Raw genomic sequence first — 24,035 nt, 5'->3', positions numbered from 1 at the left:
TGCTTTGATTGTACGCTCGCGGCGTGGCGCAGATTCTAACCCTTTTCAGGAAACGACTGATCAGCAGCATGATTGTGCTGCTGATTGTTATTATTGGCTGTTTTTTGATGTTGGAAACAGCACCGGGCGATGCTGTTGATGCCTATGCGGTAAGCTTCGGCGGTGATGCGAATGCCATTGCTGAAATGCGCGCTCGCTGGGGGCTGGATCAATCCGTTTGGCACAGGTTGACTGCCTATCTTGCCGCACTTTTGCAGGGCAATCTTGGTTGGTCGGTCAGTTTCAATCGCCCCATTCTCGATGTCATTCTTGAGCGCCTTCCCAATACGCTTTTGCTGATGGGCGCTGCGACGGCGCTGTCTTTCGCGGTCGGTTCGGCTCTGGGGATTGTCGCAGGCGCAAAACCCGGAAGCTTTCGCGATCGTTTCTTCTCGGTTGCCTCGCTTGTGCTTTATGCCATACCCGGTTTCTGGCTGGCGCTAGTGCTCGTCATTCTGTTTTCAATCCGACTGCGCTGGCTGCCTTCGAGCGGCATTGAGACTATTGCTTCCGGTAAGGAAGGTATGGCGCGCGGGCTTGATATAGCGCGTCATCTCCTGCTGCCGGTGGTCTCGCTGGCGCTGATTTATCTGGCCCTTTATCTGCGTGTGATGCGCGCTTCTATGGCTGACATCTGGCGCATGGATTTCGTCCGCGCACTGAAAGCGCGAGGCATATCACGCCCGCGCATTGTGCTGCGTCATGTGGCGCGTAACGCGCGCTCGCCGCTTGTCACCATGCTTGGGCTGCAAGCTGCTTCCATGCTGGGTGGTAGCGTGGTGATTGAAAGCGTCTTTGCTATTCCCGGCCTTGGAAGGCTTGCACAGGAGGCGGTTGCCAGCCGCGATACGCCTTTGCTGCTGGGCGTCATTTTGACGAGTGCCATCATGGTGATCGTGGTCAATTTTATTGTCGATCTTCTCTATCTCTGGCTTGATCCGCGCATATCTGCGGGAAAGGCCCGGCCATGAGTGGGATGAGACGTTACTTCGGATCGGGCGAAGGCATTGCAGGCGCGATTATTCTGCTCGTGCTTATCGCAGCAGCACTTCTTGCGCCGCTGCTCTTTCCCGGCGATCCGCTGCGTATTGTTGCAACGCCGATGCTTGCGCCGTTCGACAATGCATCGTTTCCGCTCGGAACAGACAGGCTGGGTCGTGATGTGCTGGCCGAGCTTTTCCATGCGAGCCGTGCATCGCTGGTCGTGGGGCTGGCCGCAGCGGCTGCATCCATTCTGATTGGCAGCATTGTCGGTACGCTGTCAGGTTTCGCCGGTGGTCTGGTCGATGAAGTGCTGATGCGCATCACGGAAGCTTTTCAGACTGTGCCGGGCTTTTTGCTGGCGCTGGCACTGGTCAGCATAGCCGGACCTTCGCTGCCGGTCTTGGTTGCGGCGATTGCACTTTCTAGCTGGACGCAGGCTGCACGCCTTACGCGGGGGCAGGTGCTGTCGATCCGTGAGCGCGATTATGTGGCGTCAGCCCGCGTTATCGGTATGCACCCGCTGGAAATTGCTTTCCAGCAAATCCTGCCCAATGTCTTGCCGCCCGTGCTGGCGCTTGTGCCGGTAATTGTCGCCTCTGCAATTCTGATTGAAGCAGCGTTGTCATTTCTGGGGCTTGGTGATCCCAATCGCGTGACATGGGGTGGCATGATTGCCGAAGGCCGCACAGTTTTACGCTCTGCACCGTGGTTGTCCATTCTGCCCGGGCTTGTGCTGGCTTTGACTGTCGTCGGCGTCTATCTCGCGGGCGAAGGCATCACGCAGGCTGCATCGCGGCGCGAGGTGCAGGCATGAGTGTGCTCGCCCATATTGAAAATCTCGGCGTGCGTTATGGCAGCGATACCGCGCTCAACAATCTTGACCTCGATATATATGCCGGTGAAACGCTTGCGATTATCGGTGAAAGCGGTTCCGGAAAAAGCACATTGGCGTTGGCCCTTGCCGGCCTGCTGCCAGCCAATGCTCGCATTTCAGGCGCAATCCAATGGCCGAATGGAAAACCAAAGCCGGGCCGCGATGTGGGCTTTGTGTTTCAGGATCCGGCTTCAAGTTTCGATCCCTTGATGCGCGTTGGTGCGCAACTCGTTGAGACAATCCGCGCCCACGAAAACATTGATCGTCATGAGGCAAAAGATAAGGCGCTCAAGCTGTTGGCGCGCGTGCAGATAGCGGAGCCTAATTCAAGTTTTTCGCGCTATCCGCATCAGTTTTCCGGTGGGCAGAAACAGCGTATCGCCATTGCACTTGCCATCGCAGCAAACCCCACTCTGTTGATTGCGGACGAGCCAACCAGTGCGCTCGATACCATTGTGCAAAGGCAAATCGTGGCACTGCTGCGCGCCTTGGTTCAGGCTGACGGCATGACGCTGATCTTCATCACACATGATATTGCGCTGGCTTCCAATTTGGCGGATCGTATTGCCGTGTTCCGTCATGGTGAACTGGTGGAGAGCGGCCCAGCGCGTGCGATCATAGCAAACCCAAAGAGCGATTATACAAAAGCGCTGATTGCAGCCGTTCCCGTGCTGGAGCCGCAACATGGATAGAACTGTGTTGCAGGCGACTGATCTGACCGTGCGCTATGGCGACAAGCTGGCGCTGGATCACGCAAATCTTGAGATTGCAGCAGGTGAAACGCTGGCGCTGGTCGGGCCTTCCGGCAGCGGTAAATCCACATTGGCGCGCGCACTTCTAAGGCTGCATCCGCTTGAATCCGGTTTTATCCAGTTTGAGAATGAGGATTGGCTCGCGCTCAAAGGCAGCAAATTAAGAAAGCGCCGCGCGCTGATGCAGATGGTATTTCAAGACCCGCTTTCGGCATTCAATCCACGCGCAACGGTGCATGATCTGCTCAGCGAACCGCTGCGTATTCATGGGATAAGACGCGATATTTCCGAGCTTTTGCAAAAGGTTGGCCTTGATCCCAAGTTGAGCAAACGCGGAGTGCATGAGATTTCCGGTGGCCAGCGTCAGCGGGTGGCAATTGCGCGGGCCTTTGCAACAACACCGACGCTCATCGTTCTGGATGAAGCGGTGTCGGCGCTCGATGTGACGGTGCGTGGCTCTATTCTGAAATTATTGAAGGAAATACAGAAGGCCGAACGCACGGCCTATCTCTTCATCACGCATGATCTGGCGGTTGCTGCACAAATGGCCGATCGGATTGCTGTGATGGAGCGCGGGCGAATTGTCGAATGTCGCCCCGCGCGAGATTTGATCGCGGCACCGCAAGCGCCTGTTACAAAGGCGCTTATCGATGCGGTGCCGAAAATATCGACTTAGGCTTTTCCAAGCTCAATCGAACGCTTGCGTGCCGCGTCAACAGCTTCGGCCACCAGATTCTTGAGGCGATCTTCACCCATCAGCACTTCGAGTGCTGCGGCAGTTGTGCCATTGGGGCTTGTAACCTGCTCGCGCAGCTTGGTTGGGCTGTCGCTGCTTGCGGCAGCCAATGCACCTGCGCCCATGACAGTCTGCATGGCAAGAAGTGCTGCCGTTTCGCGCGGCAGACCAGCGGTCACACCAGCATCGGTCAGCGCTTCAATGAAGTGGAACACATAAGCCGGGCCGGAACCGGAAACGGCAGTCACGGCATCCATTTGCGCTTCGTCAGTAATGCTTGCAACTTTGCCGGATGTCTTGAGCAAGCTTTTTACGAAAGCTGCATCGTCGTCACTGACATTGGCATTTTTGTAGGTAACAAGCATTCCCTTGCCGATTGCGGCAGGTGTATTTGGCATACAACGCATGATTTTTGCATCGCTGCCCAGATGCTGTTCGAAGAATGAAACCGGAATGCCAGCAGCCACGCTGACAAAGGTCGCATTCGGTGCAAAGCGCTTATAGGCAGGCAATACATCGCCCATGACCTGCGGCTTGACGGCAACCAGCACCATGCGCGGATTGAGATCATCGGAGAGGGAGTCGGCGCTTGAGCAGGCATTTACACCGGCAAGCGCTGCGCGGCTCTGAAGGGCTTCGGAAGGTTCAACCACATGCACATTCTCGGATTGTAAAATGCCGCTGTCGAGCCAGCCTTTGAGCATGGCAAAGCCCATATTACCGCAACCGACGAGAATGACTGTATCTTGCATGAGAAAGTTCCACCTTCATGAATCGAGTGTTTAAGCACTGTCGTTTGTTGGGTCCGATATAGCCCTCCATAAACACAAACCGCAAGGCGCGAAGGCAAAAACTCTGGAGAAGAGACGCGCTTTAATGTTTCAAACTTGCAATCAATTCTTTGTTGAACAGATGCTGTTTTATGGATAGGTCTCTTTCTGGAAAATAGTTACGACCTAATAAAATCTGTTGTAAATCATTGCTTTAAAAGGTGAGCAAATGCTTGGAAAAGCTTTCCATATCGTGCGTGTGGTTGCAATTGCAGCCGGTGTTATGACCGCAGGTGCAGCCGTCGCCGAAACGCCAAACGGTCCGGAATGGGCCGTTAAGGAAATCAGCAAGCTGTCCGATGCTGATCTTGTTATTTCGTCACCCGCAGGCAAAGCACTTATGGATAAGCTGGCTCCTGATCACGACAAAGCTTGTGGCAAGCCAGATGAAAATCGCCCGGACTTTGACGAGTATTGCTCATGGGCCTTCAACAATGAAGAGGCCGATTTTGATGTCCTTTTCGGCATTAAAGACGGCAAGATCGTCAGCGTCGTAGCGTCAACCGTGCCTGAAAATAACGATGTATGGGTTTGCGGGCCGACCAAAAAAGATATTCCTGAGAGCGACTTGCAAACATGCAATGTGCGTTCAGCCGATGAAAAGAGCCGCACGCATTGGTCGGAAAGCTGGGAAACCTTCCTGAACTCGATCAACTAATGCTTAGTAACTAAGCGCAGGCTTTTATTATTCATAATAAGTGGCGCTGACATAAGTTGGCGCCACTTTCTTTTTATAATTTTATTGTGATTTATTGATTGCTTACTCTTTATGTTCCAAGATGCGGTGCACATTGCATTGAGGGGAACAATGGATCCGGCATTAACGACTGGCGTGCCACCTGCGGAAGCTTTCACGCATGTTCGCATCATCATAGGCATTATTCTTGGTCTTTGCGTATCCCGTCTTCTGACGGGTTTCGCGCGTTTCATCCAGCATCCAGGCAAGCAGAAAATCTACCCGGTTCATCTGGGCTGGGTGGCTTTCATCCTGCTTTCCGTCATCCATTTCTGGTGGTTCGAGTTTAGCCTGCGCACCATTCCTCTATGGACCTTCGAGAAGTATTTCTTCGTCATTTTCTATGCCGGGCTTTATTTTCTGCTCTGCACGCTGCTCTTTCCTGACAGCATGGAAGAATATACCGGCTATCGCGATTATTTCCTCTCGCGGCGAAAATGGTTCTTCGGCATTCTCGCGCTGGTCTATGTCGCTGATGTCATCGATACGCTAATCAAAGGCATGGAGCACTATAATCTTTACGGGATCGAATACCCAATTCGTGTCGGTGCGCTGATCGCGGGCAGTCTCATAGCGATGTTCACCGATAACCGGCGCTATCATGCGATCTTTGTCAGCGTCGCGCTCCTCTATGAAATAGCCTTCACGCTCCGGCATTTTGCGACTTTATCCTGAAACTTGCCTTTTCTGAGATTGTCATCTCAGTCGATGACGCTTATTGGCATGTTTTCAGGATCAAGGCGCTGTATCCCAAGGCATCGCCTGTTTAAAACGGAGCATTCGATATGGCCCAATTGATCGATGGCAAGAAGCTCGCCGAGGATGTGGTTTCCACGGTGAAGCGTGAGACCGAAAAGCTCGTTAGTGCGACCGGCGTTGTGCCGGGCATTGCAGTGGTGATTGTCGGTGAAGATCCGGCAAGCCAGGTTTATGTCGCCTCTAAGGGCAAGAAAGCCAAGGAATGCGGCTTTGTTTCCGTTCAGCACGATTTGACTGAGGATGCTTCTGAGCAGGAGCTTCTCGATCTCATCGACAGCCTGAATAACGATCCTGCCATCCACGGTATTTTGGTGCAGCTGCCGCTGCCAAAGCACATCGATTCAGGTCGCGTGATCCAGACAATCTCGCCAGAAAAGGACGTTGACGGCTTCCATTTCATCAATGTGGGCAAGCTTGGCACCGGCGAAGTCGACACGGCTTTTGTTCCATGTACGCCAGCTGGCGCAATGATTATGATTGAGCGCGTTCATGGCCGTGATCTGTCGGGCCTTAATGCCGTTGTGATTGGTCGTTCCAATATCGTTGGCAAGCCGATGTTCAACCTTCTGCTCGCAGCCAATGCAACGGTAACTGTTGCCCATAGCCGTACTAAGGACCTGCCAGCGATTGCCCGCACCGCCGACATTCTGGTTGCGGCTGTAGGTCGTCCGCAAATGGTCAAAGGCGACTGGGTCAAGCCCGGTGCAACAGTGATCGACGTCGGTATCAATCGCATCCCTGCGCCTGAAAAGGGTGAAGGCAAGACACGTCTAGTTGGCGATGTCGATTTTGCGGATGCGGAAAAGGTGGCAGGTGCCATTACGCCGGTTCCGGGTGGCGTCGGTCCGATGACCATCGCTATGCTGATGGCCAACACTTTGACAGCTGCTTGCCGCAGTGTTGACTTCGAAAAGCCAGTATTTTGACACAATTTAGAGGCGGTTTTTGCGCCTTTTTGTGAGTTTTTCGTCAGTTTAAGAGGCAAAGCGGCGTAAAAACCGCTTTGCCTTATTTTTAACACGTCAGATTTCAGAAGACCGAAGCGCCTTCGTCAGCTCGCCCGGCGATGTTGCGGAAAGCGCGGAAAAGTTCGCGACCCATGCCATGTTCATTGGCTGAAAGATCGGGGCGCTGTTCGATACGTTCATCAAGAAGCGCATCACTGATGAGAACGTCCAGAGTACCGTTCACGGCATCAAGACGAACAATATCGCCAGTGCGGATTTTTCCAATCGCGCCACCATCGAGTGCTTCCGGTGTCACATGAATGGCAGACGGCACCTTGCCGGACGCGCCGGAAAGACGGCCATCGGTGACAAGTGCCACGCGCTGTCCGCGATCCTGCAAAATACCAAGCACCGTCATCAGCTTGTGCAGTTCGGGCATGCCATTGGCTTTCGGCCCCTGATAACGCACGACTGCGATAAAGTCGCCGGTCAGGTCGCCAGCCTTGAAGGCCGCCTGCAATTCGGCCTGATCGTTGAAGACTTTCGCTGTCGCTTCAATGACATGGCGCTCCGGCTTGACGGCTGAAACCTTGATGATCGCATTACCGATATTGCCGGTCAGAACCTTGATGCCGCCGCTTGGCTGGAAGGGCGAGCCGATCTTTGCCAGCACCTTGTCGTCGCCGCTCTTTTCGGGGACGGGCTCGCGAACAACCGTGCCGTTTTGCCCGAGCTTTGGCTCAATCGCATAAGGGCGCAGGCCTTCACCCCAAACGGTGCGAACATCTTCATGCAAAATGCCGCCATCGAGCAATTCGCGGATCAAAAAACCCATACCGCCCGCAGCATGGAAATGGTTCACATCGGCAAGACCGTTTGGATAAACGCGCGCCAGCAAAGGCACCACGTCTGAAATCTCCGAAATGTCCTGCCACGTCAGTTTGATACCGGCGGCGGCTGCCATCGCAATCAGATGGATCGTGTGATTGGTCGAGCCGCCGGTGGCGTTTAACCCAATGATACCATTGACGAAAGACCGCTCGTCGAGCATCTCGCCGACAGGCGTATATTCATTGCCACAAGCGGTAATCGCCAGCGCGCGCTTGGCCGCTTCGCGGGTCAGTGCATCGCGTAATGGCGTGCCGGGATTGACGAAGGATGAACCAGGCAAATGCAGCCCCATGATCTCCATCAGCATCTGATTGGAGTTGGCTGTGCCATAGAAAGTGCAGGTGCCGGGGCCGTGATAGGATTTTGACTCGGATTCGAGCAATTCTGCGCGGCCAACCTTGCCTTCTGCATAAAGCTGACGAGTCTTTGCTTTCTCGTCATTAGGCAGACCGCTTGTCATCGGCCCGGCCGGAATGAAGACGGCTGGCAAATGTCCGAAGGTGAGGGCGCCGACGATGAGCCCCGGTACGATCTTGTCGCAAACGCCGAGATAGACCGCAGCGTCGAACATATCATGCGACAGGCCGACGGCTGCCGCCATGGCAATGACTTCGCGGGAGAACAGCGAAAGCTCCATTCCGGCAAAGCCTTGAGTAACGCCATCGCACATTGCAGGTACGCCGCCCGCAACCTGCGCCACGCCGCCTGCTTCGCGTGCGGCTGTGCGGATCAGCTCCGGATAGTTTTCAAACGGCTGATGGGCCGAAAGCATATCATTGTAAGCGGTGATAATGCCGAGGTTTGGTACGACATCGGCGGTCAAAGCCGCCTTGTCATTCGGGCCGCAGGCTGCAAAACCGTGGGCGAGATTGGCGCATCCAAGGATAGAGCGATGCGGCTTGCGAGAAGCCGCCTCGCGAACGCGCCCAATATAGGCTTCGCGGGTCGGTTTCGAGCGCTCAATGATACGCTCGGTGATGGCCTTGATGCGGGTATGCGCAGTCTGCGTCGTCATGGGTATCACCTGCTGAAATATTGCCAGGCTTGCCTGTGGCTAATTATAAAACCCACAGTCCCAAACGCAAACTGCTGCGTTCGATGGGACTGTTAGCTCGTCCAGTAGAGTTGTATCGGCTTGCGCGCGTGACGGAACACGGCGCGAACCGGCATTTCATTTTCGTCGTCGTTGGCAAGTGCTTTCTCAAGCGTTGCCTGCTTGGCAGCGCCTTCGATATGCAGAACAAGCATGTCCGCTTCCACCAACAGCGGCAAAGTCAGTGTCAGACGCTTTTCGCCTGCGCCTTCCGCATGAATTGGCAGAACGACAGCTTTGGTCTTGGGATCGATTGCCTGATCAAGCCTGTCAGCATTCGGGAAGAACGAAGCTGTGTGGCCATCATTGCCCATACCAAGCACAACAACATCAAACGGGCGACGCAATGCATCGATGCGATTTGCTGCTGCAAGTGCTGCGGTTTCTGCGGTCGCTGCCGGATTATAGAGGCCGACAAACTTCGCAACGCCTGCATGATCGCGCAACAAGTGGTCGCGCACCAGCTTTTCGTTGGAACGCTCGCTGGTTGGTGCAACAAAACGCTCATCGACGAGCGTGATTGTAACAAGCGTCCAGTCGATCATCTTGCGGGACAGGATGTCGAACAGCTTGAGCGGCGTTGTGCCGCCGGAAACAGCGATTGTCGCCTGCCCCCGCTCAGCGATAGCGGCAGCCAGCTTGTCCGCAATCGCTTCAGAAAGCGACTGTGCCAATTCCGTTCCGCTGGTAAAATCGTGCCGTTCGATGCTCATGCCATACCTTTCAAGTCAGGACAGAGCGAGCACCCCCTACCAGGTATTCGCGCTCGCTCTTTCTTTTTGGCACAAAGACTGATCCGGAAATGTCTGTCAACGTCTCCGGGTCTTTGCTTTATCAGCTTTCGTGCCAGGTCCGTCCGTCACGCTCGATAAGAGCGATCGAAGACGACGGACCCCATGTGCCTGACGTGTAGCCCTGAACCTGCTGGTTGTTCACATCCCAACCCTTGAGAATAGGGTCAACCCAGCGCCATGCAGCTTCAACTTCGTCGCGGCGCATGAACAGGGTCTGGTTGCCACGAACAACGTCCATGATCAGGCGTTCATAGGCATCCGGGTTACGTTCATTGAACGACTCGGCGAAGCTCATGTCGAGCGGAACGTGACGAAGACGCATTCCGCCCGGACCTGGATCCTTAATCATCAGCCACTGCTTCACACCTTCATCAGGCTGCAGACGGATGACGAGCTGGTTGGCGACGACCTTGCCAGCATTTTCGCCGAAGATCGAATGCGGGATCGGCTTGAAGGTGACGACGATTTCCGAAACGCGCGATGCAAGACGCTTGCCCGTGCGCATATAGAAAGGAACGCCAGCCCAACGCCAGTTGTCGATTTCAGCCTTCAGCGCAACAAAGGTTTCGGTGTTGCTGTCGTCGCTGCCGAGATCTTCGAGGTAGCCCTTAACAGGGCCGCCTGCGGATGCACCGGCGCGGTACTGACCGCGAACCGTAACGTCTTCGACATTGGCCGTGGTGATTGGCTTCAGCGAACGCAGCACCTTGACCTTTTCGTCATGCACGGCATCTGCTTCGAGCGACGAAGGCGGCTCCATGGCGACGAGGCAGAGAAGCTGCAGAATATGGTTCTGCACCATATCGCGAAGCGCGCCTGCGGTGTTGTAATAGCCTGCACGACCTTCAAGGCCGACGGCTTCGGCAACCGTGATCTGCACATGATCGATATGCGCGGAATTCCACAATGGCTCATAAAGAGCATTGGCAAAGCGCAGAGCCATAAGGTTCTGAACAGTTTCCTTGCCCAGATAGTGGTCGATACGGAAAATCTGCTCTTCGCGGAAAACGCTGCCGATGGTGTCGTTCAGCGCATTGGCGGATTCAAGATCGCGGCCAATCGGCTTTTCTACGATAATGCGCGTGTCGCGGGTGATAAGGCCATGCGACTTGAGGCGGCTTGCAATATCGCCAAACAGCGTCGGGCTTACGGCCAGATAGAATGCGCGAATCTTTTCAGGCTTCTTGCCAATGGCATCTTTCAGAGCGGCCCAGCCGTCTTCCGACTTCGCATCGACTGCAACATAGGTAAGGCGAGCAATGAAAGTCTCGACTTCCTTGGCGTCGATTTCAGAAGCTTTGACATGTTCGTTGATCGCATCGCGGGCAAACTTGCGATATTCCTCATCGGTCATGGCGCTACGCGAAGCACCGATGATGCGCGTCGGCTCACTGAGCTGACCTGCACGCTGGCGCTGATAAAGCGCAGGAATCAGTTTGCGCTCGGCAAGATCGCCGGAACCGCCGAAAACGATACAATCGAAGGGCTCTACCGGTATTATCTGGCTGGTCATATATTGCTCTCTTCCACTTCTGACGCAAATCACTGTGCTAATAGCAGATTGCGATTTTCGTGCAGCCTTTGTCTATAATCTAATCGATTTAAATTCAACCGTCCAATATAACATTCTCGCGAATGTTGCCAATTACAGCTGTCTTTGCACTCCGGTTAACCGCATATGCATAGATGACATGTTCAACATAGAGCCATATTCAGGCATGAACACAGCTGTGCTGAACAAAGTTTTTAATGGTTTGACGGGCGGATCATATCTCTCATCCGCAAAAGGAGAATGACATGAAGAGGCTGCAGGATAAGGTTGCGATCATCACAGGTGCGGGATCGGGTTTCGGTTCTGCCATAGCGCGCCGATTTGCAGCCGAAGGTGCAAAGGTCGTGCTGGCTGATGTCAATGTGAAGCGCCTTGAAGACGAGCTAGCCGATATTGGCGAGAATGCATTGTCTGTGCAGGCTGATGTTTCGCGCAAGGACGATATGGAGCGGCTGGCGCGTGCGGCATTCGACAAGTTCGGTCGTATCGACATCATGGTCAACAATGCCGGTTTTACGCATCGTAACATGCCTTTGACGGAGGTAGATGAGCATAATTTCGATCTCATCAATGCGGTCAACATGAAGGCAATTTATTATTCGACATTGCTTGTCGCACCGATCATGGAACATCAGGGCAGCGGCGTCATCATCAATACCGCATCGGCGATGGCCAATCGTCCACGCAAGGGCCTCACATGGTTTGCTGCTTCCAAAGGCTGGGTTGTAAGCGCCACCAAGGCGATGGCGCTTGAACTTGCTGAGAAGAATATCCGCGTCAACTGCATCTGCCCCGCCGAAAGCGAGGGTGAGGCTCTCGGATTGTTCCTGGCGGAAGATACCCCAAAGGCGCGTGAAGGTCTGAAAGCCACCATTCCGCTTGGCCGTTTCTCCAAACCGGAAGATGTGGTGGAAGCCGCACTTTTCCTGGCATCGGATGCATCATCGATGGTGACAGGAACCGCGCTTAGCGTCGATGGCGGGTATTCGATTTAATAACCCGCCTCGCTCAGGAAGGCATTGAATATGGCTTCCAGTTTTTCATGGCGTGCCGCCGCCATCTGGCTTCCGGTTTCAGTTTTGAAGCCGGAGGCAAGTTTGAAAAGCTTGGTGCGGAAGTGATCCAGCGCATAGATTTTATCATCCAGCGGGCGATTTTCGGCCATCGGATCGTTGCTGTCGTAAAGTGCGCTGCCCATGCGCCCTGCAATATAAAAGCAGCGCGCGGCACCAATCACACCAATCGCATCCAGCCGGTCCGCATCCTGCAATATCTTTGCCTCAAGCGTGCGCGTCTCGATATTCGCAGAAAAGCTGTGTGCCTCGATCACATGGGCGGTGGCAGCAATACGTTCTTCATTCCATCCAAGCTCACGCAGAAGATTGGACGCTTTTTCAGCGGCCAGTCCTGATGCGCGATGGCGATCCGGCGAATTCTTTTCGACGCTGACGCAATCATGGAGCAGGGCGGCGGCGAAGAGTATTTCCGCGTCGCCGCCTTCCGACTTTTGAATTGCAGCAGCATTTTTCCATACGCGCGCAATGTGGGACAGATCATGCGAGCCGTCGGCTTTTGCCTCCAGGGCGTGCGGCAGAAGCTGTTCTGCCAGTGCATCGAAGGGCGCGAATGGTTGGAATGTCATGTCAGGCTTTCAAAAAGGACTCAATTGATGGGTGTACCTATTCCCGCCATACGTCAGTTCTGTGAAGCCCTGCGTAAAACCATCCAGTTATAAAGCGCGCCCATCGCCATCAAGAGACAGGTGCCGATAAATACCCACGGCATACCCATGCGTCCGCCGACAAAGCCACCGGCGACCGGACCCGCAACCTGTCCGACATATTGCGCCGAAACAGAGAGGCCAAGCACGCTGCCTGCAACACGGTCAGGGACATTGTGCCGGATGACGCTGCTGATGCAGGGTAAAAGGCCGCCCAGCGCCAAGCCCATCAGGAAGCGTAAACCGATCAGCTGCCAGGCTTCGGTTACGAAAGCCTGCGGAATCAGCAGGATTGCGGCAATCGCCAAAGCGCCGGTGATAACGCGGGTATGGCCGATACGATCTGCCAGACGGCCAAGACGCGAGGCCGACAGGATGCTGCCGAGCGCTGCCGCAGCCATCACGACACCGGAAATCAGAGTGACCTTGGTCTGGTCATCCATCAGCTGCATCACATAGACGGTGATGATCGGTTCGATCGACATATTGGCGAACATCAGCAACATGCCGGTCGCAAGCATGGCAATGACAGGTCTGCGGTCGGGAACCGCTGCCCAAATCGATTGCTTCTTTTGTTCCTTGTTTCGCTTGGGCGGTTTGCGATCTTCGCGGATCAGAAATGTTGTTGCAAGGAAGGTCAGGAAGATCACACTGCCAGCCAGCCAGAAGGTTGCGCGGATGCCAATTAGCGGTGGAAGCGCGCCACCCAGCAGAGGGCCAGCCAGATTGCCTGCCATGATGCCAGCAGAAAGTGCGCCGAGCGCCCAGCCGGTCTTATCCTTTGGTGTCTGGGTCGCGACGAGGATCATGGAGCCGGACGAATAGCCACCTGCAATGCCGACGAACAGGCGGAGTGCGACGAGCTGCCAGATATCTGTGACCATGCCCATCAGCGACATGGCAATAGCCATGCCAAGGCTCGCCCGGATCAGCATCAGCTTGCGGCCATAAAGATCACCGAGCTTGCCCCAGAACGGAGCTACAATTGCGGCTGCGAGAAAGGTCGCGCCATAGGCAATGCCTGACCACTGCACGATAGCGGCATGATCGGCGACGCCCAGTTGTTCAACATAAAGCGGCAGGAACGGCAGAAGCAGCGACATGGCAACAAGCGTGGTGAACGAACCGATCAGGCAGATGAGAAGGTTCTGCTTCCAGTAGCGTTCGTGAATTTCGTCTGCGACGGTCGCGTTCTTCGCATCCGCGTTGATTGTGGCCTTGCCGCCGCTTGTGGCGTGCTGGGTGCTCATGCTGTGTTCCGTGTTTTTATGCGTGATTGCATTGTATGCCATTTTGGGATACCAAAACGGAATACACACATGCGCCTGTCCTGACGGCTTGTCAATCAGTCGCGCGCCAGAATTATTGAGGGTCCAATGTCACAGATGCGTCAAGTCGAAGAACAGCTACGCGATATGATCCTCGGGCTTGAACTGGGGCCGGGCGAGCGGCTGACCGAACGCTGGATCGAAGCGCAGTTTAATGCTTCGCGCACGCCAATCCGGGCTGCACTTTTGCGTCTTGAGGCGGAAGGGCTTGTGGGGCGGGAAGGGCGCGGCTGGACCGTTTCACCGATCAATCTTGCGGAGATTGAACAGATTGGCGTTTATCGTGAGGCGCTGGAGATAGCCGCCCTCAACGTTACTTGTGCGCTGGAAGATCGCAGTGGCGTGGAGGCGATTGCCGAAATGCTGAACAGTTGCGATGCCACAAGCACACGCGAGGAATGGCATCGTGTAGGCATGGATTTTCACATCGAACTCGCGCGGCTTTCCGGCAATGAATTTCTGAGCCGTGGTGTTCGCGATGCCATGCAGCGGTTGTCACGGGCGCGCTGGCTTGAAGTGCGCGACGCGGAGGCGCTTGCGCGTGCGTGGCAGCAGCATCGCGCAATTCTTGACGCAGTGCGGGAAGGAGATGCGTCGCAAGCCACAGCTCTGATGGCATTGCATCTTGGAGGAAGCCGGTCGCGCTTGATCGATAATCTGCGCGAGGACCGGCGGGGGTTGAAAGCGCGCGGCTTTGCGGTGGTTAGCGGCTAAAAGCATTTCCAGCAAAAGTGCGAAGCGGTTTTGCTGGAAATGCGTAAAAACAGATAACTTTCACCATTCAGGCAGCTTGTGTCCTGCACGGTCAAAGCGGGAAGGTCGTCCCTCTTTGATGCCCACATCGCGCAGCAGATATTCCGGCGAATTCTCGCTGATGACGTAATGGCTCGGCTTCCGCTTGAACAAGCGTGCAATCCACGCACGCAGGCCGGAAGACGCTATTTTTTCAGGGCAAACAACGGCAATCGTTGAAGAGTTGATCTCAACATCACACATGGTCGATCTCGATTTTTTCTGAGCTTAGAGCCTAGTTTGGTGGATTTGAAGTTCCTATCATTTGTGTTGCATTCACGTTTAGGAACTTCAAATCCGTAAACCACACTAGATTCAAAATTTTACTCGTATGGCTTAGAACCCGAAATTCGCTCCGAGAACTGCTTCAAAGTGAAACGAATTTCGGGTTCGCCATACTAGTGGGAGGCTGGGCTGTCGGTTAAACTGTGCCTATAGTTATGACGGAAAAACGCGTTGTTTTCCAATTGAACGTCGATTATGATGCATAAGGAGAACTTATGTATTATGACGTCGCCTTTACCGCCGCTCTCAGCCATTCGTGTTTTTGAATCTGCTTCCCGTCATGCGAGCTTTACGCGGGCTGCGGAAGAGCTTGGAATGACTCAGGCTGCCGTCAGCTATCAGATAAAATTGCTGGAAGAGCGTGTCGGCGCACCGCTGTTTCTGCGAAAGCCGCGCCAGGTGGAATTGACCGAACTGGGCAAGCGTCTCGCTCCTGCCATCAATGATGCTTTTGAAACCATGCGGGCCGCCTTTGCATCTGCACGCGAAGATACACAGGGCGTTTTGACGATCAGCGCTGTGGTGACTTTTGCGGCCAACTGGCTCGTGCAGCGGTTGGGATCGTTCCAGATGCGGCACCCGGCGCTGGCCGTGCGGCTGGATACATCAAACGATATGGTCGATTTCGCAACCTCAAATGTCGATATGGCCATACGCAGCGGGCGAGGTGAATGGCCCGGTATGATCTCGCATGAGCTGATTAAAGCGCAGTTTTCACCAATGCTCAGTCCCAAGCTTATTGAATCGGTCGGAGGTATTAAAGAACCTGCTGACCTGTTGCGTCTTCGCGCCGTCGACCCCACCGATCCATGGTGGAAAATCTGGTATAAGGCTGCTGGAATTGAAAACCCCGACATCAAGGGCAACGCATTCAGCCGGTATGGCGCGCAGCATCTGGAAGGGCGAGCCGCTGCAGCCGGGCAGGGCGTGGGTATCCTGACGCCTGCGTTTCATGCGGCTGAACTGGCATCAGGGCAATTGATCCAGCCCTTTGATCTTTTATGCGATGATGGACAGGCCTATTGGTTGGTCTATCCCAAAGCGCGAAAGAACATGCCCAAAGTCCGGGCTTTTCGTGAGTGGATTTTGGGTGGACTAAGTTAAGTCTTGCAGACGAATACCAAGGTCTTCGATTTCCGTATCTGCGAAAACCTCAATGCCATGGCCGCGAAGAAGAGTGGCGGTGACACCCGCACCAGAATGCTTCTGGCTGATGAATTTGCCATCATAGATCGTACGACTGCCGCAAGACGGGCTACCATCGATTAACAGAGCAAAGCGGCAATCATTTGCTTGTGCCACAGCAAGCGCGGCCTGAGCACCGGCGACAAATTGTGCGGTTACATCGCCGCCGGTTTCCTCAATGACGCGGCCTTTTCCGGAAAGAACGGATTCACCATCGCCTCCCGCAGCGATTTCTGCAGGGAGGCGCGGCACGCTGAATCCCGCCATCAATTCGGGGCAAACTGTCACGAGTCGCCCTTCGGCACGCCACTTATCGACAAGTGGATGTGCAAGCGGCTTTGCCGATCCGTTGTAACGGACCGGATGACCCGCAAGGCAGGCGCTGATCAGTATTTTGCCGCTCATGGTGTGAACCTTTGATTATGGATGCGGATTGGGGAAACCGTGCCGCTCGGCAAGAATTGCGAGAATCGCATCCTTGTCCGAAACGAAAGCATTGCCTTCATTCTCGCCGGTCTGATGGACCGAGCGATCACCTTTCGTCAATATGAACAAAGGTAATGACTGGTTTTCTTCCCCCACAAGAGCAATGACTTCATGCCTTGGACGCGGCCAGGCGACCCGCTTGATGTCGAGGTCTTTCCCGAGTTCGGGAAAGGAAGCCAGAACCCTTTCCATCAAGGCACAATGCTCGCAATAGAATTTTTGTCCGGGATAGGCCGGGTCTTCAAACCCCGGCTGCAAAAGGTAAAGCGTATCGCGATTCATGATTTCAACTTCCATTGTTGCTTTGGAACAGGACGCCATACAGCAGAGTTCCTTAAACGTGAATCAGTTTAAGACAAAATTATGCCGTAAATATAAAGTGTTAGATCGACCGTTATGCGCCCAAAAGGGCGCATAACGGTCGATCTAGTCATGCTTGAGAGACTCGGCTGAGTTCTTCATTCAGATTAGCAGCCAGTTCAAAAAAGCGCTGACGAATTTGCGGTGCAAAGTCGTTTGCGCGTTCGATGGCATGGAAAACCTCTGGTGCATCATGGCGCACCATGCCGACGGCCTGCATAATGAGATCGAAGCTCTTCGTCGTCATACGCGTTGGCAATGGCTCCATCTGCACCAGCACTTTAGCGATCAGATGCGTGAGCCCCTGAACCATGGCCGCATCGCGATCATGGTCTTCGGGCGTTGTCATAATCACATCAAGCGCCAGTTGCTTGCGCAAGAATGCGCCGATGCGAAGCGCTTGCGTGCCGCGAACCGGACAAATGGCAATCTTCAGACCAGCGATCCCGTTACGTGCGCTTTGCGGACCAAACAACGGATGCGTGGCGACAATATCGACATGATCCGGCAGGCCTTTGAGCATGATATTGGCCGGGCCAACCTTCACCGATCCGACATCCATAACCAGTGCGCCGGGCAACAGATGCGGAGCAATTGCCTCAACAACACCTTCAAGGGTTGATACGGGTGTTGCCAGAATAACGATGTCGCAACCGGCTGTATCTTCGATTGTCGCAAGTGTTACAGAGAGCGCGCCTGCAACATTATCCAGTCTGGCGACAGGATCATAAGCATACAGCCGGTAATATGGGCTGAGGTAACGGGCGATAAGCTGCCCGAATGCACCAAAGCCGATAATGCCGATTGTTTTATGCTGATGATTTTCGTCGAAAGACATAGACTGACCTCTGAATGGCTGGATCGCCAGAGGCACCGTCTTCAAACTAAACCGCTGGCAATGCAGCGGTTGAACTATGACAAAGCAAAACCACCGCTATATGAGCGGGGCGTAATAAGACCGGGTGTTGATGAGCGCTTTAATCATGATGCCTTGCTATTCCTGCCGGGACGCATTGTCAATCACTTGAATGCGCCCCGACGGTCAATCGTTCAAAGGTTGCTCACGCCGCCGTCGACCTGAATTTCCGAACCGACCACGAATGTCGATTCATCGGAGGCAAGAAACACCGCAGCTTTTGCAAGCTCAACGGGCTTGCCCATCCGTCCAATTGGCACGAGCTTGCGTATATCCGTACGCAAAGCTTCTTCTTCATCGGCGGCAAGTCCCAGCTTGCCAAAAGCCGGTGTTTCAGTCGGGCCGGGGCTCAGACCATTTACACGAATGCCGCGATCGACAAGCTCGCCGGAAAGTGTCCGTGCGAGCGAAAGAATCCCCGCCTTGCTGGCAGCATAGACACTGCTTTGTGGTAAGCCGATATGTGCGCTGGCCGATCCGCACAGGATGACGGATGAGGGATTGGCAAGAAGTGGTAGCAACGCTTTGATGAGAAAGAATGGCCCCTTGAGATTGATCGCCATCAGGCGGTCATAGGCCTCTTCGGAAAAGTCCTGCAGCGGGCTATGAGTGACGTCGCCCGCATTTATATAAAGGGCATCAAGGCGCGGCCATTGTTCTGCAAGCGTCTTTGCAAGCTGCTCCTGTGCCGCAACATCTCCTGAATCACTTCGGATTTTGAGAACACTGTCAGGCAGCTCGCGAGCAGCCGAGTCCAGACCTTCCGCCTTGCGGCCTGTAATGGCCACGGTCGCCCCTTCAAGGGCGAACTGTCTGGCTGTTTCAAGCCCGATACCGCTCGTACCGCCTGTAATAAGCGTATATTTTCCTTCGAGACGACCCATAATTCACCTTTCTGCAGCCGAAGCATTTTCGCTTCCGGGAGAAAGGACATTGTGTCCATTAGTATCCAATGTATAGTAGGCACCAATTTGGTACTAAAGGAATAATTTTCCAATCTGGAGATCACGTCCATGGGTGACATATCGAGTGAGGTGTCCACCGACAGCCGGTGCCCCATGGTTGATTTCGTCAATCTGATTGCTGGAAAATGGGCGATACCGATCCTGTATCGGCTGATCGTTACGGATGGTCCCATCCGTTTTGGTGAATTGCAGCGTGCTGTCGCGCCGATCACCCAGAAAGAACTGACGCGGCAGCTCCGGCTGTTTGAAACGCGCGGGTTGATTACCCGCGTCGTTTATCCGGAAATGCCGCCAAGAGTGGAATATGAGGTGACGCCGTTAGGCAAAACCCTGCGTGATACGCTTGATTCACTTGCTTGCTGGATGCAGGCAAATGGATCAAAGCTTAAGGTTTAAGATCTGCGTCTTATACCAAGGCGGCTCAAGATGCTGGCACATAAAGCCTTGATAAAGTTCGAACGCTACTCGGACTAACCAAAACTCCATGAGTCATACTCATGGAGTTTTGGTGTTATGCAGGCTGGTTGGCGGCGCGCATATAGCGAACCGTCGCAAACCATAGCACCACGCCAATTCCAAGCAGCACAGCGGCAATTGCATATTGTTCCGTATCGCGTCCGGTCCAGGGGCCGGCAAGGAATGTGCAGCTGATTGCACCCAGTATCGGCAGAATCGTGGGTGTGCGGAAATGCTTGTGATCGACATGGTCATTGCGCAAAACCAATACTGCGACATTGACCACCGCGAACACACAGAGAAGCAATAATGCGGTTGTACCGCCGAGCGCTGGAACACCACCCGCAAACAGAATAAGGCCAACCGCCAGCAGCGAAGTGAATATAATCGCGATATGCGGCGTGCGGCGACCCTTGTGCACCTTGCCCAACACGTCCGGAACCACGCCTTCACGCGCCATCCCATAGATAAGGCGGCTTGCCATCATCATGTTGATCAATGCGGAGTTGGCAACGGCAAACATGGTGATCAGCGCAAAGACACCAATCGGAAAACCCGGTGCACCAGCTTGAATGACCTTGAGAAGCGGGGTGTCGCCTTCACCAAGTTCGGCGGCGGAAACCAGCGTAATGGCCGAAATGGAAACGAGCACATAGACAATGCCGGTAATGGCCAGGCCTGTGAGGAGCACTTTCGGGAAAAGGCGACTTGGTTCTTTGCATTCCTCTGCCATGTTGACGGAGTCTTCAAAGCCAACCATCGCGAAGAAGGCGAGGGTGGTTGCGGCGATAACAGGCCAGAAATAGCCGCTGCCTTCAGGCGTTTCGAAAGTCCAGGCGCGCGATACATCGCCCTGGCCGCCAGCGATTGCCCAGAGGCCGATGCCGATAATTATGAGCAGGCCTGTGACTTCAACAACAGTGAGAACGACGTTCATTTTCACGCTCTCGCCAACGCCGCGAAAATTGACGGCCGCAATCAGTGCAATAAAGCCGACTGCAATGAGCGGTATGCCCCACTCACCGAAAGCCAGGCCCAGCGATGCCTCGAAGTTTGCAGCAAAGGCGCGTGAGGCCGTGGATGCGGAGGTGATGCCCGAAGACATGACAGCGAAAGCCACAAGAAAGGTAATGAAGTGAACGCCGAAGGCTTTGTGCGTATAGAGTGCGGCGCCTGCCGCACGCGGATATTTGGTGACAAGCTCAAGATAGCTACACGCAGTTAGCAGCGCGACCACGAACGCAATCAGAAAGGGTAGCCACACCACGCCACCGACTTCTGCCGCAACTTCACCGGTCAAGGCATAGATGCCTGTACCCAGCACGTCGCCAATGATGAAAAGTAAAAGAAGACCGGGCCCCATCACCCGTTTCAGTTCTGTTTTTTCTTCGCCCGCATTGTCGATCGGATTTTGCATCGAGTCCTCCTCATTCCGGGCACAAGCAGTTTCAAAGCTGCGCAAAGCCAAGATTTGCCGCAGCAAATGCAAGTATCGTCAATAAAAGCGGTCCAGACATCTTTAATGAACGAATATGCGAAGTGGTTCCGAACTTCGGGCATTTCTGGAACGGGTAAAACAGATCACCACTTAATCTCGATCAACATTTTCTAGTTTTCAGACCGCTCAAATCCCGCCGAAAAAATCCCCCTTTGAGGTAGAGCCTACGCCTATTCGTGGAGGCTTTAGCCCGGATTGCTGGAATATTTTCGGTTGGGTCATCGGCTATGATCAGATTCGTAATCTTGGGGCGGAGCAACAGAAGTAGACCATCCGCGTAACACGGATTGGAAGCTTCAGATTTTTGATTTGACGCATCGTGCTTTGCAAAAATCCAAGTTGATTTTAGCCGATGCCTGGCATTCGAAGAGCGGAGGGATCCATGTCATCAGATAATAACCCGCACTCGCCTCGCAATCGCGCGCGACGACACTTTTTAGGCGCTGCCGCAGGAATGGCAGCAAAAGCTGCGGCGCTTGGCGCTTTGGCTTCGTCAATTTCATCACTGCCTGCGCGTGCCATGGGCACGAAATGGTGGGAGAATGGCGGTGGTTCGGGCGCCAATTGCCTTCTCAAAGGCACGCTCATCGATACGCCAAAGGGGCCTGTTCCCGTCGAAAAGCTGGCGATAGGTGATCTTGTCAAAACGGTTCGCGGTGAAACGCTACCGGTTAAATGGATTGGGTGGCAGTGTCTCGTAAGCTCTGGCGCGGAGTGGAATGAGAGCATCATGCCAATCCGCGTCAAGCGTCATGCGCTTGGCGGTAAACTTCCGCGGCGTGATCTTTATCTTTCGCCAAACCATGCCTTGTTGATCGACGGCGTTCTCATCCGCGTAAAAGATCTGGTCAATGGGCATTCGATTGCACGCATTTCAGAAGATGACGCCATCGATTATTACAACATCGTGCTCGACAGCCACGATGTGGTTTTTGCAGAGGGTGTGGCGGTTGAAACCTATCTGATGCGCGACGAAAACTATCTGAGCTTCACGAATTTCGCTGAGTATCAGCAGCTCTATGCTGATGAACCGCGTGTGACCATGACACCTTTCGCGCCGATCATGGGCTATGAAGGCGCACGGGAACACATGCACGCTCTTCTATGTATGAGCGGCGTGCTGCCCATGCGCGATGTCGTGGAAGAAACCTATCAGAGATTGGCTACACCATCGGCCCAGAAATCAATTTCGATTTTTGGAAAGCACGATGCGTAATTCATGAAGTAATAATGCCTGAGTAAGTGTCACTTAGAGTAACAGGGCAATTAAACTTGCGGGCGATACATCCTCTGATGTGTCGCCCGCTTTTTTTAAATCCGATCCATCAGCGCGTACCATGACAGTGCAAGGAAGAGGAGGGGTGCCCGGAACGTGCGGCCACCCGGAAACGCCGGAATGCGCAACTCTTCAAACAGCTTGAGATTGTCGCGCTTGCCGGAAATGGCTTCCGCATAGAGCCTGCCCATGTAATTGGCGAGCATGACACCATGGCCGGAATAGCCACCTGCGGAAATGACACCGGGCATCACTTCACGCACAAATGGCTGGCGCGGCATGGTTATGCCAACGGACCCACCCCAGGCCTGCGTGATTTCAACTTTGTCGAGTGCGGGATAGATTTCCGCGATCTGTCGGCGGATATGTTCGCTGATGTCGCGCGGATTGTCTGCCGTATAGGCTTCACGACCACCAAACAACAGGCGACCATCCTTGGATTTGCGGAAATAGCGAACGACGAAGCGCGAGTCATCAACCGACTCCCCGCCGGGAATGACCGGGCTGTTATCGCCCAAGGGTACCGTTGCGCCGATGAACGAACGGATCGGCATGACATGGGCAGCGCTGGTAGGCTCCAGATCGCCGCCATGCGCATTGACCGCAAGAAAAGCGTTTTTTGCTGAAATCGTGCCACGCGGGGTTTGAACTTCAACGCGACCGCTTGCGGTCGTTATCTTCGTGGCTTTGGTGTTCTCAAACAGGTGCGCACCGGCAGCTTGTGCTGTCTTCGCCAGACCAACCAGCAATTTCAGCGGGTGAATATGCCCTGTTCCGGCATCATAGACCCCGCCGTGATAGCGGTTTGAACCGAGAAGCGTGGCCATTTCGTTGCGTTCGACATAGCGAATGTGAGGGTAGTTGAAACGCGTAGCCATCAGTTCCGCATGGTCCTGATAGTTTTTGAGATAGCGCGGCTTATGTACGGCCGAAATCTGGCCGGGCATATATTCCATGTCGATATTGTGCTCGCGGGCAAAGCCAAGCAAATAAGTCTTGGCTTCTTCCGCAACGTCAAACAGGGCTTTGGCACGTTCAAAGCCATATTGCTTTTCGAGATCTTCGGCCCAGATACGCTGCCCTGTGCCGAATTGACCGCCATTGCGGCCCGATGCCCCATCACCGAAGCGTGCAGCTTCGATCAGTACGACATCGGCTCCCTGCTTTGCCAGATGATAAGCCGCTGAAAGCCCCGTATAGCCGCCGCCAATAACCACGACATCCGCCTGACGGGCGCCGTCGAGTTCTTCATATTGCGGGCGTTCTGGAACACTCGCTTCGTACCACGAGAATCCGGGCGAGATTGGGGACTGATATGGCATCAACGACTCCGGAGTAGGGCAATAGGGCAGTAAGGCAGTAGGGCAATATGTCTTTATTGATCGGATAATTTCCGGATCAACAATCGCAATAGCTTGCCTACGCTTTCACTCGTTTCCATTATTGAGCTCATCGTCTCTTTGTGTGTGAAATTCAGTCTTTCGGCAATTAGAAGGTGTGTTTCCATTTCTTTAAGGGAGCCTTGAGCGATACGAAGAAACTGTTGATATGAACCGCGATTTTCGCGTCCGAAACCTTCGGCAATATTGGCAGGAACAGAAACAGCTGCTCGGCGCACCTGACTGGTCAGTCCATAAATCTCTTCTTTTGGCCAGCTGTTGGTCAGCTTATAAATTGCAGTAACCAGTTCCATGGCTTGGTTCCAAACCAGGAGATCACGATACGAATTGACTGTCATGTTCCCCCGGGTTTGTATCCTACTGCCCTACTGCCCTACTGCC

26 protein-coding genes are annotated in these 24,035 nt (G+C 54.1%); 12 read left to right on the top strand and 14 right to left on the bottom strand.

Going from position 1 to position 24,035, the window contains the following annotated elements:
* The first annotated feature begins 8 nt into the window (after nt 1–8).
* From RT142_RS07660 to RT142_RS07645, 4 genes are read left to right on the top strand one after another with little or no spacing between them, the layout of a single operon-like run.
* Nucleotides 9–1,010: an ABC transporter permease gene (locus RT142_RS07660; RefSeq protein WP_313028194.1), complete on the top strand. Its 1,002-nt coding sequence runs from the start codon at nt 9–11 to the stop codon at nt 1,008–1,010.
* Nucleotides 1,007–1,837, top strand: coding sequence for an ABC transporter permease (locus RT142_RS07655; protein ID WP_313028192.1), 831 nt, complete (start codon nt 1,007–1,009; stop codon nt 1,835–1,837). Before RT142_RS07660 ends, RT142_RS07655 begins: the two co-directional genes overlap by 4 nt.
* Complete coding sequence (locus RT142_RS07650; RefSeq protein ID WP_313028190.1) at nt 1,834–2,589, top strand: ABC transporter ATP-binding protein; 756 nt, start codon at nt 1,834–1,836, stop codon at nt 2,587–2,589. The genes RT142_RS07655 and RT142_RS07650 overlap by 4 nt, the downstream gene beginning before the upstream one ends.
* On the top strand, nt 2,582–3,325 hold the full coding sequence (locus tag RT142_RS07645) for an ABC transporter ATP-binding protein (RefSeq protein ID WP_113496720.1): 744 nt from the start codon (nt 2,582–2,584) through the stop codon (nt 3,323–3,325). The genes RT142_RS07650 and RT142_RS07645 overlap by 8 nt, the downstream gene beginning before the upstream one ends.
* Here RT142_RS07645 and proC read toward each other — a convergent pair.
* A complete protein-coding gene (proC, locus tag RT142_RS07640; protein WP_113496719.1) occupies nt 3,322–4,137 on the bottom strand; it encodes a pyrroline-5-carboxylate reductase in 816 nt (271 codons plus the stop codon). The genes RT142_RS07645 and proC overlap by 4 nt on opposite strands.
* Before the next feature lie 247 nt (nt 4,138–4,384).
* On the opposite strand from proC, the gene RT142_RS07635 reads away from it, so the two are divergent.
* The 3 genes from RT142_RS07635 (at nt 4,385) to folD (ending at nt 6,636) form a co-directional block, all read left to right on the top strand.
* Nucleotides 4,385–4,873 (top strand): hypothetical protein, encoded by a 489-nt coding sequence (locus RT142_RS07635; RefSeq protein ID WP_313028187.1) that lies wholly within the window; start codon nt 4,385–4,387, stop codon nt 4,871–4,873.
* Between the two features lie 150 nt (nt 4,874–5,023).
* Entirely contained in the window at nt 5,024–5,626 is a 603-nt protein-coding gene (locus RT142_RS07630) for a hypothetical protein (RefSeq protein WP_007879710.1), read from the top strand.
* A 110-nt stretch (nt 5,627–5,736) separates the two neighbouring features.
* Nucleotides 5,737–6,636, top strand: coding sequence for a bifunctional methylenetetrahydrofolate dehydrogenase/methenyltetrahydrofolate cyclohydrolase FolD (gene folD / locus RT142_RS07625; protein WP_064321891.1), 900 nt, complete (start codon nt 5,737–5,739; stop codon nt 6,634–6,636).
* Nucleotides 6,637–6,739: 103 nt separating this feature from the next.
* Here folD and edd read toward each other — a convergent pair whose 3' ends face one another.
* The 3 genes from edd to zwf form a co-directional block, all read right to left on the bottom strand.
* Nucleotides 6,740–8,563, bottom strand: a complete 1,824-nt coding sequence (gene edd / locus RT142_RS07620; RefSeq protein WP_079213693.1) for a phosphogluconate dehydratase — start codon at nt 8,561–8,563, stop codon at nt 6,740–6,742.
* A 92-nt stretch (nt 8,564–8,655) separates the two neighbouring features.
* A complete protein-coding gene (gene pgl / locus RT142_RS07615; RefSeq protein ID WP_007879706.1) occupies nt 8,656–9,354 on the bottom strand; it encodes a 6-phosphogluconolactonase in 699 nt (232 codons plus the stop codon).
* Nucleotides 9,355–9,475: 121 nt separating this feature from the next.
* Entirely contained in the window at nt 9,476–10,948 is a 1,473-nt protein-coding gene (gene zwf, locus RT142_RS07610) for a glucose-6-phosphate dehydrogenase (protein WP_313028185.1), read from the bottom strand.
* A 284-nt stretch (nt 10,949–11,232) separates the two neighbouring features.
* Between zwf and RT142_RS07605 the strand changes: the two genes are divergently transcribed.
* Entirely contained in the window at nt 11,233–11,982 is a 750-nt protein-coding gene (locus tag RT142_RS07605; protein ID WP_313028184.1) for a glucose 1-dehydrogenase, read from the top strand.
* Here the strand turns inward: RT142_RS07605 and RT142_RS07600 are convergent.
* Both RT142_RS07600 and RT142_RS07595 read right to left on the bottom strand, forming a co-directional pair.
* Nucleotides 11,979–12,629, bottom strand: a complete 651-nt coding sequence (locus tag RT142_RS07600; RefSeq protein WP_313028183.1) for an HD domain-containing protein — start codon at nt 12,627–12,629, stop codon at nt 11,979–11,981. The genes RT142_RS07605 and RT142_RS07600 overlap by 4 nt on opposite strands.
* A gap of 53 nt (nt 12,630–12,682) precedes the next feature.
* Entirely contained in the window at nt 12,683–13,957 is a 1,275-nt protein-coding gene (locus RT142_RS07595; RefSeq protein WP_064321886.1) for a multidrug efflux MFS transporter, read from the bottom strand.
* Nucleotides 13,958–14,083: 126 nt separating this feature from the next.
* Here RT142_RS07595 and RT142_RS07590 point away from each other — a divergent pair, with 126 nt between their 5' ends.
* Nucleotides 14,084–14,749, top strand: a complete 666-nt coding sequence (locus RT142_RS07590) for a GntR family transcriptional regulator (RefSeq protein ID WP_312468340.1) — start codon at nt 14,084–14,086, stop codon at nt 14,747–14,749.
* A 60-nt stretch (nt 14,750–14,809) separates the two neighbouring features.
* Here RT142_RS07590 and RT142_RS07585 read toward each other — a convergent pair whose 3' ends face one another.
* Nucleotides 14,810–15,031 (bottom strand): hypothetical protein, encoded by a 222-nt coding sequence (locus RT142_RS07585; RefSeq protein ID WP_313028180.1) that lies wholly within the window; start codon nt 15,029–15,031, stop codon nt 14,810–14,812.
* 303 nt (nt 15,032–15,334) lie between these two features.
* Here RT142_RS07585 and RT142_RS07580 point away from each other — a divergent pair, with 303 nt between their 5' ends.
* Nucleotides 15,335–16,216 carry a LysR substrate-binding domain-containing protein gene (locus tag RT142_RS07580; RefSeq protein WP_313028178.1) on the top strand — a complete coding sequence of 294 codons (882 nt, stop codon included), beginning with the start codon at nt 15,335–15,337 and terminating at the stop codon, nt 16,214–16,216.
* Here the strand turns inward: RT142_RS07580 and RT142_RS07575 are convergent.
* The 4 genes from RT142_RS07575 to RT142_RS07560 all read right to left on the bottom strand — a co-directional run bounded on the left by RT142_RS07575 (nt 16,208) and on the right by RT142_RS07560 (nt 18,943).
* Nucleotides 16,208–16,702 (bottom strand): DUF523 domain-containing protein, encoded by a 495-nt coding sequence (locus RT142_RS07575; RefSeq protein WP_313028176.1) that lies wholly within the window; start codon nt 16,700–16,702, stop codon nt 16,208–16,210. The genes RT142_RS07580 and RT142_RS07575 overlap by 9 nt on opposite strands.
* A gap of 15 nt (nt 16,703–16,717) precedes the next feature.
* Nucleotides 16,718–17,065, bottom strand: a complete 348-nt coding sequence (locus tag RT142_RS07570; protein WP_313028175.1) for a DUF3088 domain-containing protein — start codon at nt 17,063–17,065, stop codon at nt 16,718–16,720.
* A 148-nt stretch (nt 17,066–17,213) separates the two neighbouring features.
* Nucleotides 17,214–17,981 carry a prephenate dehydrogenase/arogenate dehydrogenase family protein gene (locus RT142_RS07565; RefSeq protein ID WP_194779527.1) on the bottom strand — a complete coding sequence of 256 codons (768 nt, stop codon included), beginning with the start codon at nt 17,979–17,981 and terminating at the stop codon, nt 17,214–17,216.
* Nucleotides 17,982–18,193: 212 nt separating this feature from the next.
* Entirely contained in the window at nt 18,194–18,943 is a 750-nt protein-coding gene (locus tag RT142_RS07560; RefSeq protein WP_313028174.1) for an SDR family oxidoreductase, read from the bottom strand.
* A gap of 129 nt (nt 18,944–19,072) precedes the next feature.
* Between RT142_RS07560 and RT142_RS07555 the strand changes: the two genes are divergently transcribed.
* Entirely contained in the window at nt 19,073–19,420 is a 348-nt protein-coding gene (locus tag RT142_RS07555) for a winged helix-turn-helix transcriptional regulator (protein WP_084479850.1), read from the top strand.
* Nucleotides 19,421–19,535: 115 nt separating this feature from the next.
* On the opposite strand, the gene RT142_RS07550 is transcribed toward RT142_RS07555, so the two are convergent.
* Nucleotides 19,536–20,897, bottom strand: coding sequence for an APC family permease (locus tag RT142_RS07550; RefSeq protein WP_064321879.1), 1,362 nt, complete (start codon nt 20,895–20,897; stop codon nt 19,536–19,538).
* Nucleotides 20,898–21,360: 463 nt separating this feature from the next.
* On the opposite strand from RT142_RS07550, the gene RT142_RS07545 reads away from it, so the two are divergent.
* Entirely contained in the window at nt 21,361–22,194 is an 834-nt protein-coding gene (locus RT142_RS07545) for a Hint domain-containing protein (RefSeq protein ID WP_039860895.1), read from the top strand.
* Between the two features lie 95 nt (nt 22,195–22,289).
* Here RT142_RS07545 and RT142_RS07540 read toward each other — a convergent pair whose 3' ends face one another.
* Both RT142_RS07540 and RT142_RS07535 read right to left on the bottom strand, forming a co-directional pair.
* A complete protein-coding gene (locus tag RT142_RS07540; protein ID WP_313028171.1) occupies nt 22,290–23,576 on the bottom strand; it encodes an FAD-binding oxidoreductase in 1,287 nt (428 codons plus the stop codon).
* 53 nt (nt 23,577–23,629) lie between these two features.
* A complete protein-coding gene (locus RT142_RS07535) occupies nt 23,630–23,992 on the bottom strand; it encodes a four helix bundle protein (protein ID WP_112806863.1) in 363 nt (120 codons plus the stop codon).
* Nucleotides 23,993–24,035 lie beyond the last annotated feature (43 nt).

This window comes from Brucella sp., assembly GCF_032066345.1.
GTDB lineage: Bacteria > Pseudomonadota > Alphaproteobacteria > Rhizobiales > Rhizobiaceae > Brucella > Brucella pseudogrignonensis.
Note: the sequence above shows the minus strand (reverse complement) of the source record. Positions and strands in the feature narration are given on the sequence as shown.

Excerpts from the sequence above, each read along its gene's own strand:
- RT142_RS07535 (WP_112806863.1), bottom strand. The coding sequence starts at position 23,992 with ATGACAGTCAATTCGTATCGTGATCTCCTGGTTTGGAACCAAGCCATG.
- RT142_RS07585 (WP_313028180.1), bottom strand. The coding sequence starts at position 15,031 with ATGTGTGATGTTGAGATCAACTCTTCAACGATTGCCGTTGTTTGCCCT.
- RT142_RS07590 (WP_312468340.1), top strand. The coding sequence starts at position 14,084 with ATGTCACAGATGCGTCAAGTCGAAGAACAGCTACGCGATATGATCCTC.
- RT142_RS07635 (WP_313028187.1), top strand. The coding sequence starts at position 4,385 with ATGCTTGGAAAAGCTTTCCATATCGTGCGTGTGGTTGCAATTGCAGCC.
- RT142_RS07550 (WP_064321879.1), bottom strand. The coding sequence starts at position 20,897 with ATGCAAAATCCGATCGACAATGCGGGCGAAGAAAAAACAGAACTGAAA.
- RT142_RS07595 (WP_064321886.1), bottom strand. The coding sequence starts at position 13,957 with ATGAGCACCCAGCACGCCACAAGCGGCGGCAAGGCCACAATCAACGCG.
- RT142_RS07655 (WP_313028192.1), top strand. The coding sequence starts at position 1,007 with ATGAGTGGGATGAGACGTTACTTCGGATCGGGCGAAGGCATTGCAGGC.
- proC (WP_113496719.1), bottom strand. The coding sequence starts at position 4,137 with ATGCAAGATACAGTCATTCTCGTCGGTTGCGGTAATATGGGCTTTGCC.
- RT142_RS07555 (WP_084479850.1), top strand. The coding sequence starts at position 19,073 with ATGGGTGACATATCGAGTGAGGTGTCCACCGACAGCCGGTGCCCCATG.
- zwf (WP_313028185.1), bottom strand. The coding sequence starts at position 10,948 with ATGACCAGCCAGATAATACCGGTAGAGCCCTTCGATTGTATCGTTTTC.
- RT142_RS07570 (WP_313028175.1), bottom strand. The coding sequence starts at position 17,065 with ATGAATCGCGATACGCTTTACCTTTTGCAGCCGGGGTTTGAAGACCCG.
- RT142_RS07545 (WP_039860895.1), top strand. The coding sequence starts at position 21,361 with ATGTCATCAGATAATAACCCGCACTCGCCTCGCAATCGCGCGCGACGA.
- RT142_RS07580 (WP_313028178.1), top strand. The coding sequence starts at position 15,335 with ATGACGTCGCCTTTACCGCCGCTCTCAGCCATTCGTGTTTTTGAATCT.
- RT142_RS07600 (WP_313028183.1), bottom strand. The coding sequence starts at position 12,629 with ATGACATTCCAACCATTCGCGCCCTTCGATGCACTGGCAGAACAGCTT.
- RT142_RS07645 (WP_113496720.1), top strand. The coding sequence starts at position 2,582 with ATGGATAGAACTGTGTTGCAGGCGACTGATCTGACCGTGCGCTATGGC.
- pgl (WP_007879706.1), bottom strand. The coding sequence starts at position 9,354 with ATGAGCATCGAACGGCACGATTTTACCAGCGGAACGGAATTGGCACAG.
- RT142_RS07560 (WP_313028174.1), bottom strand. The coding sequence starts at position 18,943 with ATGGGTCGTCTCGAAGGAAAATATACGCTTATTACAGGCGGTACGAGC.
- RT142_RS07605 (WP_313028184.1), top strand. The coding sequence starts at position 11,233 with ATGAAGAGGCTGCAGGATAAGGTTGCGATCATCACAGGTGCGGGATCG.
- edd (WP_079213693.1), bottom strand. The coding sequence starts at position 8,563 with ATGACGACGCAGACTGCGCATACCCGCATCAAGGCCATCACCGAGCGT.
- RT142_RS07565 (WP_194779527.1), bottom strand. The coding sequence starts at position 17,981 with ATGTCTTTCGACGAAAATCATCAGCATAAAACAATCGGCATTATCGGC.
- folD (WP_064321891.1), top strand. The coding sequence starts at position 5,737 with ATGGCCCAATTGATCGATGGCAAGAAGCTCGCCGAGGATGTGGTTTCC.
- RT142_RS07650 (WP_313028190.1), top strand. The coding sequence starts at position 1,834 with ATGAGTGTGCTCGCCCATATTGAAAATCTCGGCGTGCGTTATGGCAGC.
- RT142_RS07540 (WP_313028171.1), bottom strand. The coding sequence starts at position 23,576 with ATGCCATATCAGTCCCCAATCTCGCCCGGATTCTCGTGGTACGAAGCG.
- RT142_RS07575 (WP_313028176.1), bottom strand. The coding sequence starts at position 16,702 with ATGAGCGGCAAAATACTGATCAGCGCCTGCCTTGCGGGTCATCCGGTC.
- RT142_RS07630 (WP_007879710.1), top strand. The coding sequence starts at position 5,024 with ATGGATCCGGCATTAACGACTGGCGTGCCACCTGCGGAAGCTTTCACG.